Origin of the sequence: Streptomyces luomodiensis (assembly GCF_031679605.1) — a bacterium.
In the GTDB taxonomy this organism is placed as follows: Bacteria; Actinomycetota; Actinomycetes; order Streptomycetales; family Streptomycetaceae; genus Streptomyces; species Streptomyces luomodiensis.
In genome coordinates, this window is record NZ_CP117522.1 from 5643677 (window position 1) to 5661239 (window position 17563).

The following is a 17563-nucleotide window of genomic DNA, read 5'->3' on the forward strand; positions in this document are numbered from 1 at the left end:
AATTCGCCCGCACGACGCGCCGATTCTTCTCCCCGACGTCAGGACACCATGATGAGCGAGACCGCAACGGCAGCCACCGAAGAGGAAACCTTCTCCTTTCCCCAGCCCCGCACCTGTCCCCACCGGCCGCCCGCCGGCTACGCGGCGCTGCACGCCCACGGGCCCCTGGCCGAGGTGACCCTGTACGACGGCAGCACCGCCTTGCTGGTCACCCGGCACGCGGACGCCCGCCGCCTGCTCACCGACCCCCGGGTGTCCTCGGAACGGGCCAGCGACGGATTCCCGATCATCACGCCCCGGCTGCTGGGCGCCCGGTGGTTCCGCACCCTGGTCACCATGGACGGCGAGGAACACAGCATGTACCGCCGCATGCTGATCCCCGACTTCACGGCCAAACGGACCAAGGCCATGCAACCCGACGTCGAACGGATCGTCGACGACTGCGTCGACCGGCTGCTGGCGGCCACCCCGCCCGTCGACCTCATCAAGGACTTCGCCTCCGAGCTGTCCTCCCGGGTGATCTTCCATCTGCTCGGCGTCCCCACCGAGGACCAGGCCACCTTCCAGGAGCGCAGCGTCCGGCTGCTGACCGCCGCCGACTCCGACGAGGCCGAGGGCCCGCTGGCCGAACTCGTCGCCTACATGGACCGGCTGGTCTCCTCCAGGGACTCCGGAACCGGCACCTGGCTGCTGGACCGGCTCTCCGGCGAGGAGGTCGCCAAGGGCGAACTGGACCGCGGCGACCTCATCCGGATGGCCGTACAGCTTCTGGTCACCGGGCAGGGCACCACCGCGCAGATGATCGCCCTCGGCATGGCGACCCTGCTGGAACACCCCGACCAGCTCGCCTCGGTGCGCGCCGACCCGGACCGGATTCCCGCCGCGGTCGACGAACTGCTGCGCTATCTGACCATCGCGGACATGGCGGGCCTGCGCGTCGTCACCGAGGACATCGAGTTCCACGGGCAGGTCATCCCGGCCGGCAGCGGACTGATCATGCCCTACGCCCTGCTCAACCACGACCCCGAGACCTATCCCGAACCCGACCGCTTCGATGTGCACCGCGCGCCCCGCCAGCACTTCGCCTTCGGCTTCGGACCGCACAACTGCCTGGCGCAGGGCCTGGCCCGCATGGAGCTGGAAGTGACCTTCCGGGCCCTGCTGCGCCGGATTCCGTCCCTGCGTCTGGAGAAGCCGCTGAAGGAGCTGCGGCCGCGCGAGGCGGCCGATATGCAGGGGGTCTACGAGCTGCCGGTCATCTGGTGACGCTGTCGGTCATCTGGTGACCTCGACGCTTTGACGGGGGCTCCCGCCGGGGCTTTGGCGAGGGCTCCCACAGGGGCTTCCTACGGGGGCTCCCACGAGGTGGCCCCTGCCGGTCGTCGCCGGCAGGGGCCATCCGCGTACCGAGGCGCTCATTCCCCGCTGAGCGCCTCGATCACCGGGGCGAAGGTCTCCAGCCACGGCTCGTGCACGGTGAGGTAGCGGAAACCGAACCGGTCACGCCAGGAGCACACCTGGGCGGCGATCTCGTCCACCCTGCCCAGCAGCACGGCCGGCGCGGCGAGGAACTCCTCCAGGGACAGATCCGGCGTCCGCTCATGCCAGCGGCGGGCCTCGCCGTCCCGGTCGTCGGTGATCACGACATCCCGGACCAGGATGTTCAGCTCCACCTCGGCCGCCCGCGCACCGGCCGCCGAACGGAAGAAGGCGACCCGCTCGGCCATGACCTCGGCGCTGAGAATCCGGAACCCCTGCGGCGCGGGGCCCTTCGTCAGCGCGGAGAACCCCACGATGTCCGCGTGCCGCGCGGCCAGCGCGAGCAGCCGGTCGCTGTTGCCGCCGAGGAACAGCGGCGGACCGGGGCGCTGGATCAGCGTGTCGGCCCGTATCGCCTCCTCGTACGCGCCGGACAGGTGGTCGATCGTCCGCTCGAGGTGGTCGATCCGCTCGGCCAGCGGCCGCCAGGGGAAGCCCGTCGCCTCGAACTCCTCCTTCCGGTGGCCCGCGCCGAGCCCGACCTCCAGCCGCCCGTCGGTGAGCTGATCAGCGGTCACGACGTCCCGCGCCAGCAGCGTCGGATTCCAGAACGAGGTGTTGAGGACGAACGAGCCGATCCGCGGCCACTCCGTCACCCCGGCCGCCGCGACCATCGCGGAGAACGGCGCGGGCAATCCGAGGTGATCCGGCACCAGAATCACGTCGTACCCGAAGCGCTCCGCCTGGCGGCATTTCTTGTTCCATTCCTCCCGTCCGCCCACCGAGTGCATCGCGACACCGAAACGAAAAGATCCCATGCATTCCTCCCAGGGCGGCCAACGGGCAATCGTTTAACGGTCAGCGTGGAGGAAATCGGCCCGCCCAGGAAGCGCGCGAAAAAGATCTAGGGGTGAATAGGGGGCGACCTTGGGGTTGGAGCGTTTCCCGCGGCTCACTAATTTCCGATGAGGTGGCGAAGAAGGCAAGTGGCCCGGCAGGAGTGGCCCGGCAGTGATGAGTGGGGCCACGCGCGTCGGCATTCGGCATCAGCCACGAAGGCAGCCGTGGACGAAAGGGGCCGTGAGGCGTGAACAGCGAGCACGCGTCGGTTGAGGACGCCGTACCCGACGCCATAGCCGTGGTCGGCCTCTCCTGCCGCCTGCCGCAGGCCCCGAACCCCTCGGCCTTCTGGCGGCTGTTGTGCGAGGGAACCGACGCGATCACCGAGACGCCCCCGGAACGCCGCTCCCCGACGGCGCCGGCCGGCCCCGTACCGCGCGGAGGCTTCCTCGACCACCCCGACCGGTTCGACGCGGGCTTCTTCCGGATCTCCCCCCGCGAGGCCACCGCGATGGACCCCCAGCAGCGGCTGATGCTGGAGCTGGGCTGGGAGGCGCTGGAGGACGCCGGAATCGTGCCGGACCTGGCCGCCGCGGGCCGGACCGGCGTCTACCTCGGCGCCTTCGCGGACGACTACGCGACCCTGTTCCACCGGAGCCCCGTCGAGGCCGGGGAACACACCCTCACCGGACTGAGCCGGGGGATCGTCGCCAACCGGATCTCCTACGCCCTGGGCCTCAGCGGCCCCAGTCTGGTGGTCGACACCGGGCAGTCCTCGTCGCTGGTCGCCGTCCATCTGGCCTGCCAGAGCCTGCGCCGAGGCGAATCGGACCTGGCCCTGGCGGGCGGGGTCAACCTCATCCTCGCCCCGGACAGCACGGACGCCACCGAGAAGTTCGGGGCCCTGTCCCCGGACGGCCGGTGCTTCACCTTCGACCACCGGGCCAATGGCTATGTGCGCGGCGAGGGCGGCGGCCTGGTGGTGCTCAAGCCGTTCGCGGCCGCCCGAGCCGACGGCGACCACATCTACTGCCTCATCCGCGGCAGCGCGGTGAACAACGACGGCCCCGGCGCCGGACTGACCACCCCCACCACGCGCGGTCAGCAGGACGCCCTGCGCCGGGCCTGCGCCGAGGCCGGTGTGCACCCCTCGGACCTGAGTTACGTCGAACTGCACGGCACCGGCACCAAGGTCGGCGATCCGATCGAGGCCCGCTCCCTGGGCGCGGTCCTCGGCGCCGCCCGCCCGGCCACCTCCCCGCTGGCCGTCGGCTCGGCGAAGACGAACGTCGGACACCTGGAGGCCGCGGCGGGGATCGTCGGCCTGATCAAGACCACCCTGGCCATCGAACACGGTGTGCTGCCCCCCACCCTCAACTTCGAACGCCCCCACCCCGATATCCCCCTGGACGACCTGAACCTCCGCGTCCAGACCACCCTGGGCCCCTGGCCGGACCGGGGCCGGCCGCGGGTCGCGGGGGTCAACTCCTTCGGCATGGGCGGCACCAACTGCCATGTCGTCCTGGCCGAGCCCCCCGGCGGACCGGCCGCCGAGCAGCCGGCCCAGTTGGCGGAGGAGTCGAGGGACATATCGGTCCCCGCCCTGCCCTGGCTCCTGTCCGGCCGCACCGCACCCGCCCTGCGCGCCCAGGCCGGGCGGCTGCGCACCCACCTGGCCGAGAACCCGGCACTGCGCCCGGTGGACGTGGCCTATTCGCTGGCCACATCGCGGGCCGCGCTGGAACAACGCGCGGTGGTGGTCACCCCGGGGGCAGCCGAGGCTGGGGAAGCCGCTGCCCATGGGCTGGGGGCGCTCGCGGCGGACGAGCCCGCCGCGGAGGTCGTCCGGGGTGTGGTGGCGGAGGGCACGTGTGCGTTGTTGTTCGCGGGTCAGGGGTCGCAGCGGGTGGGGATGGGGCGGGAGCTGTATGAGTCGTATCCGGTGTTCGCGGAGGCGTTTGACGCGGTGTGTGAGGGGTTCGCGCCGTTGCCGGTGAGGGATGTGGTGTTTGGAGCTGACCAGGAGCTGTTGGATCGTACGGAGTTTGCTCAGCCTGCGTTGTTCGCGGTTGAGGTGGCGTTGTTCCGGTTGGTGGAGTCCTGGGGTGTGGTCCCGGATTTCGTGCTGGGGCATTCGGTGGGTGAGTTGGCTGCCGCGCATGTGGCGGGGGTGTTCTCGTTGGGGGATGCGTGCCGGTTGGTGGGGGCGCGGGGTCGGTTGATGCAGGCGTTGCCTTCGGGCGGGGCGATGGTGGCGGTGGAGGCGTCCGAGGCTGAGGTGTTGGAGGCCCTGGCGGAGCGCGACGGCGTTGATGTCGCGGCGGTCAATGGTCCGTCGTCGACGGTGGTGTCGGGTGTGGCGTCGGTAGTGGAGGCGGTTGCGGCGGAGTGGGAGGCGCGGGGTCGTCGGGTGCGTCGACTGCGCGTGTCGCACGCGTTCCATTCGTCCCTGATGGACGGGATGCTGGACGATTTCCGGCGGGTGGCGGAGTCGGTGGAGTACGCCGAGCCGAGGATTCCGCTGGTGCTGAATGTGTCCGGTCGGGTGGGTGTGCCGGATGGTGCGGAGTACTGGGTGCGCCATGTACGTGAGGCGGTCCGTTTCCACGATGGTGTCCGTGCCCTGGAGGCCGAGGGCGTCACCACATTCGTGGAGCTGGGGCCGGACGGGACGTTGTCGGGGATGGCTCAGGACAGTGTGGCCGGGGTGAGCGTCCCGGTCCTGCGGCGTGATCGTCCGGAGGCCGAGTCGTTGTGGCGGGCGGTGGCGACCGCCCATGTGCGGGGTGTGGCCGTGGACTGGCACGCGGTCTTCGCCGGTAGCGGTGCCCGTCGCGTTCCCCTGCCCACCTACGCCTTCCAGCGGAAGCGCTACTGGCTGGGCGATCCCACCGAGGGCCCCACCGAGGGCGAGGCCCCCGCCGAGGCAGCCGTGGAGCCCGCCTCACTCGCCCGGCGGCTCCACGGCCGGCCCGAGGACGAGCAGGAACGGATCGTCCTGGACGTGGTGCGCGCCCATGCCGCCGCGGTGCTCGGGCACAGCACACCCCAGGACATCGACCCGGGACTGTCCTTCAAGGACCACGGCTTCACCTCGGGGACCTCCGTCGAGCTGCGCAACGCCCTCAACGAGGCCACCGCTCTCACCCTGCCGAGCAGCCTGCTCTTCGACCAGCCCACCCCGCTCGTCCTGGCCCGGCACATCCGTGACCAGCTCCTCGGTTCGCGGGAGAGTGCGCCGTCCCTCCGGCCGACCGTGGCCCCGGCGGACCGGGACCCCGTGGTGATCACCGCGATGGGCTGCCGGTTCCCGGGCGGGGTGACCTCTCCCGAACTGCTGTGGCGACTGGTCGCCGACGAGGTCGACGCCATCACCGGCCTTCCGGCCGATCGCGGGTGGAGCCCCGATGAGCTGTACGACCCCGAGGGCGCCGGGCTGGGCACGTCGTATGCGCGGGAAGGCGGTTTTCTGACCGGCCTCGGCGACTTCGACGCGGAGTTCTTCGGCATCAGCCCGCGTGAGGCGCTGGCGATGGATCCACAGCAGCGGTTGCTGCTGGAGGTGACCTGGGAGACGTTCGAACGGGCCGGGATCGACCCGGCCACGCTCCGGGGCAGCCGCACGGGCGTGTTCATGGGCGCCACCGCCCAGGAGTACGGCCCGCGTCTGTACGAGTCCGACGAGGACGCCGCCGGGTATCTGCTGACCGGGACCACCGCCAGCGTGGTGTCCGGGCGGGTGGCGTACACCTTCGGCCTGGAGGGTCCGGCGCTGACGGTGGACACGGCGTGCTCGTCGTCGCTGGTGGCCCTGCATCTGGCCACCCGGGCGCTGGCGAGCGGCGAATGCGATCTGGCGCTGGCCGGCGGAGTCACCGCCATGGCGGCGCCGGGCATGTTCGTGGAGTTCAGCAGGCAGCGGGGGCTGGCACCGGACGGCCGGTGCAAGGCGTTCGCGGCGTCCGCTGACGGTACGGGGTGGGCGGAAGGCGTGGGCGTGCTGCTGGTGGCCCGGTTGTCGGAGGCGCGTCGGCGTGGGCTTCCGGTGCTGGCGGTGGTGCGGGGCAGCGCGGTCAACCAGGACGGTGCGAGCAATGGGCTGACGGCGCCGAACGGTCCGTCGCAGCAGCGGGTGATCCGCGACGCTCTCGTGGGGGCCCGGTTGGGGCCGGGCGATGTCGATGCGGTGGAGGCGCACGGCACGGGGACGAAGCTGGGCGATCCGATCGAGGCGCAGGCGCTGCTGGCGACGTACGGGCGGGGGCGTGCGGTGGACCGGCCCTTGTGGCTGGGGTCGTTGAAGTCGAACATCGGGCATGCGCAGGCGGCGGCCGGTGTGGGTGGCGTCATCAAGATGGTGATGGCGATGCGGCATGGTGTGTTGCCGAGGACGTTGCATGTGGATGAGCCGTCGCCGCATGTGGACTGGTCGTCGGGTGGGGTGTCGCTGCTGACGGAGGCGCGGGAGTGGCCGGAGACGGACGGCCGGCCGAGGCGCGCGGGTGTCTCGTCGTTCGGGGTCAGCGGCACCAATGCGCATGTGGTTCTCGAACACGTGCACGTTCCGGCCGACCACATCGCGGCCGTGGAGGCCGTGGAGGGGGCGGTTGAGGGCGGCCCGGTGGTCTGGGCCCTCTCGGCGAGGAGCGCTGAGGCGCTGCGTGCCCAGGCCGCGCGGCTGGCCGCCTTCGTGGACGGTGCGCCGGAGCTTCGTCCCCTCGACGTGGGATGGTCGCTGGCCACCACGCGAGCGGCACTGGACCGCCGCGCCGTGGTGGTCGGACGGAGCCGGGCGGATTTCCTCGATCAGCTGCGTGACCTTTCGCCGTCCGCGGCTCCGGGCGGGGTACTGCGGACCGCCGGGCGAACGGTGTTGGTGTTTCCGGGGCAGGGGTCGCAGTGGGTGGGGATGGCGGTGGATCTGCTGGGGGCTTCGCCGGTGTTCGCGGGGCGGATGGCGGAGTGTGAGCGGGCGTTGTCGGCTCATGTGGATTGGTCGTTGACCGGGGTGTTGGGGGACGAGGTCGCGTTGGGGCGGGTGGATGTGGTGCAGCCGGTGTTGTGGGCGGTGATGGTGTCGTTGGCGGCGTTGTGGGAGTCGTTGGGTGTGGTGCCGGGTGCGGTGGTGGGGCATTCGCAGGGTGAGATCGCGGCGGCGTGTGTGGCGGGTGGGTTGTCGTTGGAGGACGGGGCGCGGGTGGTGGCGCTGCGCAGCCGGGCGCTGACCGCACTCGCTGGTGGCGGCGGGATGGTGTCGGTGGCGGTGTCGGCCGACGACGCGATTGCGCTGCTGGAGCCGTGGGACGGCCGGGTGGGCGTGGCGGCGGTGAACGGCCCGTCGTCGGTGGTGGTGTCCGGGGACGCGGCGGCGCTGGACGAGTTTGTCGCGGCCTGTGAGGTGGATGGTGTGCGGGCGCGCCGTATCGAGGTGGACTACGCCTCGCATTCGGCGCATGTGGAGGTGCTGCGGGAGCGGTTGCTGGAGGAGCTGAGCGGGATCGCTCCGATGCGTTCCCGGGTGCCGTTCTTCTCCACGGTGACGGGTGACTGGCTCGACACCGAGCAGTTGGATGCCGGGTATTGGTATCGGAATCTGCGGGAGACGGTGCGGTTCGCCACGGCGACCCAGGCGCTGCTCGACGACGGTTTCGGGGTGTTCATCGAGGCCAGCGCCCACCCGGTGCTGACCTACGGAGTGCAGGAGAGCATCGAGGCGGCGGGTGCGGAGGCGGTGGCGCTGGGCTCGCTGCGCCGGGACGAGGGCGGTCTGGATCGGTTCCTGCGGTCCGTGGGCGAGGCGTATGTCCATGGTGTGGACGTGGACTGGTCGTCGTTGTTCGAGGGCGCGCGGCGGGTCGATCTGCCGACGTACGCCTTCCAGCGGCAGCGCTACTGGCTCGACGCGCAGGGCGGCCGCCAGGACGCCGGCAGCCTGGGGCTCGCGCGGGCGGACCATCCGCTCCTGGGGGCCGCCGTCGAGCTGCCCGGTGACGGTGGTCTCGTCCTGACCGGGCGGCTGTCGCTGTCGTCCCATCCGTGGCTGGCCGACCATACGGTGCTCGGCAGCGCGCTGTTCCCGGGCACCGCCTTCCTGGAGCTCGCCGCGCACGCCGGGCGGGAAGCCGGATGCGCCCTGCTGGAGGAGCTGACCCTCCAGGCGCCCCTCGTGCTCTCCGCGACCGGCGGCGTGTCGCTGCACGTACGGGTGTCGGCGCCGGACGACGAGGGCCGCCGGTCGCTGGAGATCCACAGCAGGCCGCAGGACGCCCCGGCCGAGGCGCCCTGGACCCGGCACGCGGCCGGTGTGCTGGCGGTCTCCGCTGACCCGGTGGTCACCACGGCCCGGTCGGCGGCCGCCTGGCCGTCGCCCGCCGACCGCGCGTCGGTGGACGTGGCGGGCCTGTACGACACCCTGAGCGAGACCGGCTACCACTACGGGCCCGCTTTCCAGGGGCTGAGCGCGGTGTGGCGGGCCGACGGCGAGGTGTTCGCCGAGACACGGCTCCCCCAGGGCCTGGAACCCGCCTCCTTCGGCCTCCACCCCGCGCTGCTGGACGCCGCGCTGCACGCGGTCCTCCTCGACCCCGCGGACCGGACACCGGACGTCCGGCTGCCCTTCGCCTGGACCGGTGTGCTGCTGCGGCCCACGGCCGCGACCGCCCTGCGGGTACGGATGTCACCGGCCGGCCCGGAAGCGGTCAAACTGGTCGTCACCGACGAGGCGGGCGAGCACATCGCCACCGTCGACTCGCTGGCGCTGCGCCCGGTCTCGTCCGAGGAGCTGCGCGCCGGCCGGAGGAATCCGGCCGAGTCGCTGTACGGGGTGGAGTGGTCGGCGGCGACCCTGCCCACCGGGCCGTTCGACGACGCCCCGTACCGGGTGCCCGACGGCGGCGAGCTGCCCGCCGCGGCCCGGACGCCGTCCGTGGTGACCGTCGCGCTGGGCCCGGCCGGCGCCGGCCAGGGCGGCCCGCACGCCGCGCACGACGTGGCCGAGCGGGCGTTGACGCTGATACGGCAGTGGCTCGAGGACGAGGAACGGCCCGCCGCCGCGCGGCTGGTGATCGTCACCCGCCGGGCGGTGGGCGTCCGCGCGGACGAGGAGATCGCGGACCTGGCCGGGGCCGTCGTATGGGGGCTGGTCCGCTCGGCGCAGTCCGAGCACCCCGGCCGCTTCGTCCTGATCGACGTGGACGGCACCGAGGAGTCCGAGCCCGTCCTGGCCGCCGCTGTCGCCTCCGGCGAGCCGCAGCTGGCCCTGCGCTCGGGCGTGGCGTACGTACCCCGGCTGACCAGGGTCGCATCGGCGGGCGCGGGCGTTGGTGTTGGTTCCGGGGTGGGTGTGGATGCCGGTGCTACCGGTGCCGGTGCCGGTGGTGCTGCCCCTGTCGGTGCGGCCGAACCGTTGGACCCGGACGGCACGGTCCTGGTCACCGGCGGCACCGGCGCCCTCGGCGCGCTGATCGCCCGCCATCTGGTCACCCACCACGGGGTCCGCCGACTGCTGCTGACCGGCCGCCGCGGCGCCCAGGCCCCCGGCGCGGCGGAGCTGGTGGCCGAGCTCGCCGAACTGGGCGCCGACGCACGGGCCGTGGCCTGCGATGTGGCCGACCGGGACGCCTTGGCCGCCGTGCTGGCCGATGTTCCGCGGTCCCATCCGCTGACCGCCGTCGTGCACGCCGCGGGCGTACTCGACGACGGCCTCGTCACCGCGCTCACCCCCGAACGGCTGCACGCCGTGCTGCGCCCCAAGGTGGACGCGGCCTGGCATCTGCACGAGCTGACGGCCGGACAGAGCCTCGCCGCCTTCGTCCTGTTCTCCTCCGTCGTCGGCACGCTCGGCGGCGCCGGGCAGGGCAACTACGCGGCGGCCAACACCTTCCTGGACGCGCTCGCGCACCATCGGCGCGCGACCGGGCTGGCCGGGCAGTCCCTGGCCTGGGGGCTGTGGGAGGAGGTCGGCGGGATGACCGGACACCTGGACGAGGCCGACCGGCGGCGGATCGAACGCCACGGCATGACCCCGTTGTCCCGCCGCGACGGCCTGGAGCTGTTCGACCTGGCGCGGGCGTCCGGCCGTGCCCTGGCCGTACCGGCGCACCTGGTGGTCGGGGCGCTGCGCACCCATCCGTCGCCGCTGGTGGCGGGGCTGGTGCCGGGCGCCGCGAGGGCCGCCCGGCCCGGACCGGCCGAGTCGCCGGCCGAGTCGCTCGCCGGACGGGTGGCCGGTCTGGCGCCGGAGGAGCGGGAGCGCGCGGTGCTGGAGTTCGTACGCGCCCAGACCGCCGCCGTGCTGGGGCATGACACGCCGGAGGCGGTCGACGAGGAGCAGGCGTTCAAGAAGCTGGGGTTCGACTCGCTGACCGCGGTCGACCTGCGGAACCGCGTCACCGCGGCGAGCGGTCTCGCGCTGCCGGTCACCGTGGTCTTCAACCATCCCACGCCCGCGGCGCTCGCCCGCCACCTGCTCGAGGAGCTGGGCGCGGGGGAGCGGACGGGGACCGACCTGGTGCTGGCCGAACTCGACCGGGCGGAGGAGGCGTTCGCCGGAGTGCCGTCCGACGACGGCCGGCGCGGAGCGGTCACCGCGCGGCTGCGGGCGATGCTGCGGAAGTGGGACGAAGCCGTCGGCCGTCGCCTCGACGGGCCGGTCCCGTCCCCGGACCCGTCCTCGGCCGGGGCCGGGGACGGGGACCTCGACGAGGACGTGGACCTCGGCACGGCCACCGACGAGGCCATGTTCGAGCTGATCGACAAGGAGCTGGGACACCCGTGATCAGCGAGCTGGGACTTCCATGATCCGCGAGCTGGGGTTTCCCGTGATCCGCGAGCTGGGACTCCCGTGATCCGCCACGCGCCCGCCGCCCGGCCACTTCAGGGGTGAGGTCAGATGTCCAACGAAGAGAAACTGCGCGACTATCTCCGGCGGGTGACCGCCGATCTGAAGAAGGCCAACCGCCGCCTGCGCCAGTACGAGGCGCGGGAGCACGAGCCCATCGCGGTCATCGGGATCGGCTGCCGCTTCCCCGGCGGGGTGCGGTCCCCGGAGGCCCTGTGGGCGCTGGTGCGCGACGGTGTGGACGCCGTATCGGACTTCCCGTCGGACCGGGGCTGGGACGTGGCGGCGCTGTACGACCCGGACCCGGACCACCCGGGGACGTCGTACGTCCGCCACGGCGGTTTCCTGTACGACGCCGCCGACTTCGACCCGGCCTTCTTCGGGATCTCGCCCCGGGAGGCCCTGGCGATCGATCCGCAGCAGCGGCTGCTGCTGGAAACCTCCTGGGAGGCGTTCGAACGCGCGGGGATCGACCCGGCGCGGCTGCGGGGCAGCGACACCGGAGTGTTCACCGGGGTCATGTACAACGACTACGCGTCCCGCCTGCGGGTGATTCCGGAGGGGTTCGAGGCGTATCTGGGCAACGGCAGCGCGGCGAGTGTCGCCTCCGGCCGGCTGGCCTACACCTTCGGACTCGTGGGCCCGGCCATCACGGTGGACACCGCGTGCTCGTCGTCGCTGGTGGCCCTGCACCTCGCCTGCCAGGCGCTGCGGCGCGGGGAGTGCTCGATGGCGCTGGCCGGCGGGGTGACGGTGATGTCCACACCGGCCGGTTTCGTGGAGTTCAGCCGCCAGCGGGCGCTGTCCCCGGACGGCCGGTGCCGGGCGTTCGCGGCCGGTGCCAACGGCACCGGCTGGTCCGAGGGGGCCGGGGTACTCCTCGTCGAGCGGCTGTCCGACGCCCGTCGGCTCGGGCACCCCGTGCTGGCGGTGGTGCGGGGCAGCGCGGTCAACCAGGACGGTGCCAGCAACGGACTCACGGCGCCCAACGCCCCCTCCCAGGAGCGGGTGATCCTACGGGCCCTGGAAGGCGCCGGGCTGTCGCCGGATGAGGTGGACGCGGTGGAGGCGCATGGCACGGGGACGGTGCTGGGCGATCCGATCGAGGCGCAGGCGCTGCTGGCGACGTACGGGCGGGGGCGTGCGGTGGACCGGCCCCTGTGGCTGGGGTCGTTGAAGTCGAACATCGGGCATGCGCAGGCGGCGGCCGGTGTGGGTGGTGTCATCAAGATGGTGATGGCGATGCGGCATGGTGTGCTGCCGAGGACGTTGCATGTGGACGAGCCGTCGCCGCATGTGGACTGGTCGTCGGGTGGGGTGTCGCTGCTGACGGAGGCGCGGGAGTGGCCGGAGGCGGACGGCCGGCCGCGCCGGGCCGCCGTGTCGTCCTTCGGCATCAGCGGCACGAACGCCCACGTCATCGTGGAGGCGCCCGACCGCTTGCCCGACCTCCCGGCCGCCCCCTCGTCCGGCCTCCCGGCCGACCCGGCCGACCTGTCGATCGCCGTGGCCGGAGAACCGTCGGTCGCTCTCGCGGTGGTGCCCTGGGTGCTCTCCGGTGACACCCCCGACGCCCTGCGGGCACAGGCCCGGAGCCTGCTGACCGCGACCGCCGGGGATGCCGTGCCGACTGCCGGGGACCGCGCGCCGGTGCCGATCGCCGGGGACCGGGTGCCGACTGCCCGGGATGCCGTGCCGATCGCCGGGGGCCGGGTGCCGACTGCCGGGGATCGTGTACCGATCGCCGGGGACCACGCGCCCCATGGCGGGGACCGCGCGCCCACTGCCGGGGATGCCGTGCCGACCGTCGAGGACCGCGTGTCCACCGCCGGGGGTGCCGCGCCCACTGCCGGGGAAGCCGCGCCCACCATCGAGGACCGCGCGTCGAGCGCCGGGGATGCCGCGCCCACCATCGAGGACCGCGTGTCCACAGCCGGGGGTGCCGCGTCCACCGCCGGGGGCCCCGTGCTCCGTCCGCTTGACGTGGCGTTCTCGTTGGCCACCACGCGCGCCGTCCGGGAACACCGGGCCGTCGTCACGGGCACGACCGCCGGCGAGCTGCGCGAGGGGCTCGCCGCCCTGGCCGACGGCCGGCCCGCGCCTCAGCTCGTCCAGGGCACGAAGGCCCCCGGCGACCTCGCCTTCCTCCTGCCCGGCCAGGGGTCCCAGCGGCTGGGGATGGGCCGGGGGCTGTACCGGGACGACCCGGCCTTCGCCGCCGCCTTCGACGAGGTGAGCGGGCACTTCGTCGGGCACCTCGAACGCCCCCTCGCGGAGGTGGTGTTCGGGGACGACCCGGAGCCGCTGAACCACACCGCGTACACCCAGGCGGCGCTGTTCGCGCTGGAAGTGGCGTTGTTCCGGGGCCTGGAACGGCGCGGGGTGCGCCCCACCCGGCTGCTCGGGCACTCGGTGGGCGAGCTGGCGGCGGCGCATCTGGCCGGGGTGTTCTCGCTGGCGGACGCGTGCCGGCTGGTGGCCGCCCGTGGCCGGTTGATGGGGGAGTTGCCCCCCGGCGGGGCCATGGTCGCGTTGCGGGCCGGGGAAGCCGAAGTGCGTGCTTCGCTGAACGGACTGGCCGGGCGGGTGGACATCGCCGCCGTCAACAGCCCGTCGTCCACGGTGGTCTCCGGGGACGAGGACGCGGTCGAGGAACTCGCCCGGTCCTGGACCGCCGAAGGCCGGAAGGCGACGCGGCTGCGGGTGGACCGGGCCTTCCACTCGCCGCACATGGACGCCGTGCTGGACCGGTTCCGGGCGGTGGCGGAGGAGGTGGCCTTCCACCCGCCGCGCATCCCCGTCGTCTCCAACCTCACCGGCACGGCCGCCGACGCCGAGGAGATCGCCTCCCCCGACTACTGGGTGCGGCACGTCCGGGGGACCGTACGGTTCGCCGACGGCGTCCGGTGGCTGGTGGACCAGGGTGTCCGGACCTTCCTGGAGCTGGGCCCGGACGGCACCCTGGGTGCCCTGGGCGACCAGTGCCTGACCGGTGGCGCGGACATCGCGTTCATACCGGCGCTCCGTACGAACCGGCCGGACGCGGAGGCGCTGACGACGGCGCTCGGCCGGCTGCACATCAGGGGCGCCGGCCCCGACTGGGAAGCGGTGTTCCACGGCACCGGGGCCCGGCGGGTGGACCTGCCGACCTACGCCTTCCAGCGCACCCGCTACTGGCTGGACGCCGAGACGACCATGCCCGAGGTGGTGCCCGCCGCCCTGCCCGCCGCCCTCGCGCCGGGCGCCGCCACGGGGGAGTCACCGCTGCGGGAGCGGCTCGCGGGGCGGCCGGCGGCCGACCAGGAGCGTGAGCTGCTGGACCTGGTGCGGCTCCAGGTGGCCACCGTGCTGGGGCACGGGTCCCCAACCGCCGTCGGCGCCGAACGCGCCTTCATGGACCTGGGCTTCGACTCCGTCACGGCCGTCGAGCTGCGGAACCGGCTGAACGCGGCGACCGGCCTGGAGCTGTCGTCCACCCTCGCGTTCGACCACCCCACCCCGTCCGCGCTCGTCCGGCACCTGAGGGCCGAGGCCCTGGGCGGGGCGGACGGCGCTTTCGACGACACGGGGGGCGGGGTGCGGTCGGACGAGCCCCTCGCCATCGTCGGCATGGCGTGCCGGCTGCCCGGCGGGGTGCGGTCGCCGGAGGACCTGTGGGAGCTGGTGGAGCGCGGCGGCGACGCCGTCGCCCCGTTCCCCGCCGACCGGGGGTGGGACCTGGAGAGGCTGTACGACCCCGATCCGGACCAGCCGGGGACGTCGTATGTCCGGCACGGCGGATTCCTGGACGACGCCACCCGGTTCGACGCGGACTTCTTCGGGATCTCGCCCCGCGAGGCGCTGGCCATGGACCCGCAGCAGCGGCAGTTGCTGGAGGTCTCCTGGGAAGCCGTCGAACGGGCCGGTGTGGCCCCCACCTCCCTGCGGGACCGGGCGACGGGCGTGTTCATCGGCACCAGCGGACAGGACTACCTCTCCCTGGGCGGGCCCGCTGTGCGGCAGCTGGAAGGGCATCTGCTCACCGGCAACGCGGCGGGCGTGCTCGCCGGACGCATCGCCTACACCCTGGGCCTGGAGGGCCCGGCGTTGACGGTGGACACCGCCTGCTCGTCGTCGCTGGTGGCCCTGCACCTGGCGGCGAAGGCCCTCGCCACGGGCGAATGCGCCCAGGCGCTGGTGGGCGGCGTCGCCGTGATGTCCACGCCCGGCGGCTTCGTGGAGTTCAGCAGGCAGCGGGGGCTGGCGCCGGACGGCCGGTGCAAGGCGTTCGCGGCGTCCGCGGACGGTACGGGGTGGGCGGAGGGGGTGGGCGTGCTGCTGGTGACCCGGCTGTCGGAGGCGCGGCGGCGTGGGCTTCCGGTGCTGGCGGTGGTGCGGGGCAGTGCGGTCAACCAGGACGGTGCGAGCAATGGGCTGACGGCGCCGAACGGTCCGTCGCAGCAGCGGGTGATCCGGCAGGCGCTGGCGGGCGCCGGGTTGTCGCCGGATGAGGTGGACGCGGTGGAGGGGCACGGTACGGGGACGGTGCTGGGCGATCCGATCGAGGCGCAGGCGCTGCTGGCGACGTACGGGCGGGGGCGTGCGGTTGGGCGTCCGTTGTGGCTGGGGTCGTTGAAGTCGAACATCGGGCATGCGCAGGCGGCGGCCGGTGTGGCGGGTGTGATCAAGATGGTGATGGCGATGCGGCACGGTGTGTTGCCGAGGACGTTGCATGTGGATGAGCCGTCGCCGCATGTGGACTGGTCGTCGGGTGGGGTGTCGCTGCTGACGGAGGCGCGGGAGTGGCCGGAGACGGACGGCCGGCCAAGGCGCGCGGGTGTCTCGTCGTTCGGCATGAGCGGCACCAATGCGCATGTGATCCTCGAACACACCCCGGATCCCGCCCCGGCCGCCCCGGCCGCCGCCGTCCCTGAGGTCCCCGAGGCCGCCGAGGCCGCCGAGGTTCCCGCCACCCCCGAGGTCCCCGCCGTCCCCGAGGCCCCTGACGTCTCCGAGGCCCCTGACGTCTCCGGGACTTCCGACGGCCCTGGGACCCCCGGGACCCCCGGGGCCGCCGGGACCCCCGGGGCCCCCGCCATCCCTGAGGCCGCCGGGGCCCCCGCCACCCCCGAGGCCCCTGGGGCCTCCGGGACCCGCTCCCCGGGGGTGGTGCCCTGGCTTCTCTCCGCTCCTGGGCGGGATGCGCTGCGCGCTCAGGTCCGTACGCTCCGGGCTCACCTCCAGGGGGCGGGGCGGCACGACCATCCCCGCGATGTGGCGTTCTCGCTGGCCACCTCGCGTGCCGCGCTCGCCCACCGGGCTGTCGTGGTCGGGGCCGACCGTACGGAACTGCTGCGTGGCCTGGAGACGTTGCTGGACGGGACCCCCTCGCCGGGCGTTGTCGAGGGCGCGGCGAAGGACGGCAAGGTGGCCTTCCTGTTCACCGGACAAGGTGCGCAGCGCACCGGGATGGGACGGGAACTCTACGAGGCGCACCCGGTGTTCGCGGAGGCGTTCGACGCGGTGTGCGCACGTATCGACCTGCCCTTGCGGGCCGCGGTGTTCGGCGACGACGCGGCTGCGCTGGCCCGGACCGAGGTCGCCCAGCCCGCGCTGTTCGCGGTGGAAGTGGCGCTGTTCCGGCTGCTGGAGCGGTGGGGCGTACGGCCCGACGCGCTGCTGGGGCATTCGCTGGGCGAGCTGGCCGCCGCGCATGTGGCGGGTGTGTTCTCCCTGGAGGACGCGTGCCGGCTGGTGGCGGCGCGCGGCCGGCTGATGCAGGCGCTCCCCGCCGGTGGGTCGATGGTGGCGGTGCGGGCCTCGGAGGCCGAGGTCCTGGAGTCGGCGTATCTGCCGGATGGCGTCGACGTGGCGAGCGGTGTCGGCCTGCCGGACGGTGTCGGCATCGCGGCCGTGAACGGGCCGTCGGCCGTGGTGCTCTCCGGCGCGGACGAGGACATCGCACGGCTCGCCGCCCACTGGGAGGACCGGGGCCGGAAGGTGAAGCGGCTGCGGACCGGGCACGCCTTCCACTCACCGCTCATGGACCCCGTGCTCGACGACTTCCGGCGGGTGGCGGAGACCGTGAGGTACGAAACCCCCGCGATACCCGTGGTGTCCGACCTCACCGGCCGCCCCGCCGACCCGGAGGAGATCGGCACCCCGGAGTACTGGGTGCGGCATGTCCGCCATACCGTGCGCTTCCTGGACGGTATGCGGTACCTGGCCGACCAGGGCGTCCGTACCTTCCTCGAACTCGGCCCGGACGGCGTGCTCAGCGCCATGGGCCAGGACTGCCTGCCCGAGGGTTCCGACGCGGCGCTGGTGCCCGCCCTGCGCGCCGGCCGCCCCGAGGCCGAGAGCCTGTGCGCGGCGCTCGGCACCGCCCACGTCAGAGGGGCCCAGGTCGCCTGGCCGGCGGTGTTC

The 17563-nt window shown here is 73.4% G+C and carries 3 protein-coding genes and 2 pseudogenes; 4 read left to right on the forward strand and 1 reads right to left on the reverse strand.

Translation table 11 applies throughout. From position 1 onward, the window contains the following. Positions 1 to 51 precede the first annotated feature (51 nt). On the forward strand, positions 52 to 1266 hold the full coding sequence (locus PS467_RS23845) for a cytochrome P450 (protein ID WP_311036950.1): 1215 nt from the start codon (positions 52 to 54) through the stop codon (positions 1264 to 1266). A gap of 149 nt (positions 1267 to 1415) precedes the next feature. Here PS467_RS23845 and PS467_RS23850 read toward each other — a convergent pair whose 3' ends face one another. Next, positions 1416 to 2297, reverse strand: a complete 882-nt coding sequence (locus PS467_RS23850; protein WP_311036951.1) for a TIGR03621 family F420-dependent LLM class oxidoreductase — start codon at positions 2295 to 2297, stop codon at positions 1416 to 1418. A 269-nt stretch (positions 2298 to 2566) separates the two neighbouring features. Between PS467_RS23850 and PS467_RS23855 the strand changes: the two genes are divergently transcribed. The 3 genes and pseudogenes from PS467_RS23855 to PS467_RS23860 all read left to right on the forward strand — a co-directional run. Next, positions 2567 to 11095 carry a type I polyketide synthase gene (locus tag PS467_RS23855; protein ID WP_311036952.1) on the forward strand — a complete coding sequence of 2843 codons (8529 nt, stop codon included), beginning with the start codon at positions 2567 to 2569 and terminating at the stop codon, positions 11093 to 11095. Between the two features lie 114 nt (positions 11096 to 11209). Then, a pseudogene (locus PS467_RS42160) lies at positions 11210 to 11260 on the forward strand (polyketide synthase docking domain-containing protein); the annotation flags it as partial. After that, positions 11261 to 17515, forward strand: a pseudogene (locus tag PS467_RS23860) (type I polyketide synthase); the annotation flags it as partial. Positions 17516 to 17563: the final 48 nt, after the last annotated feature.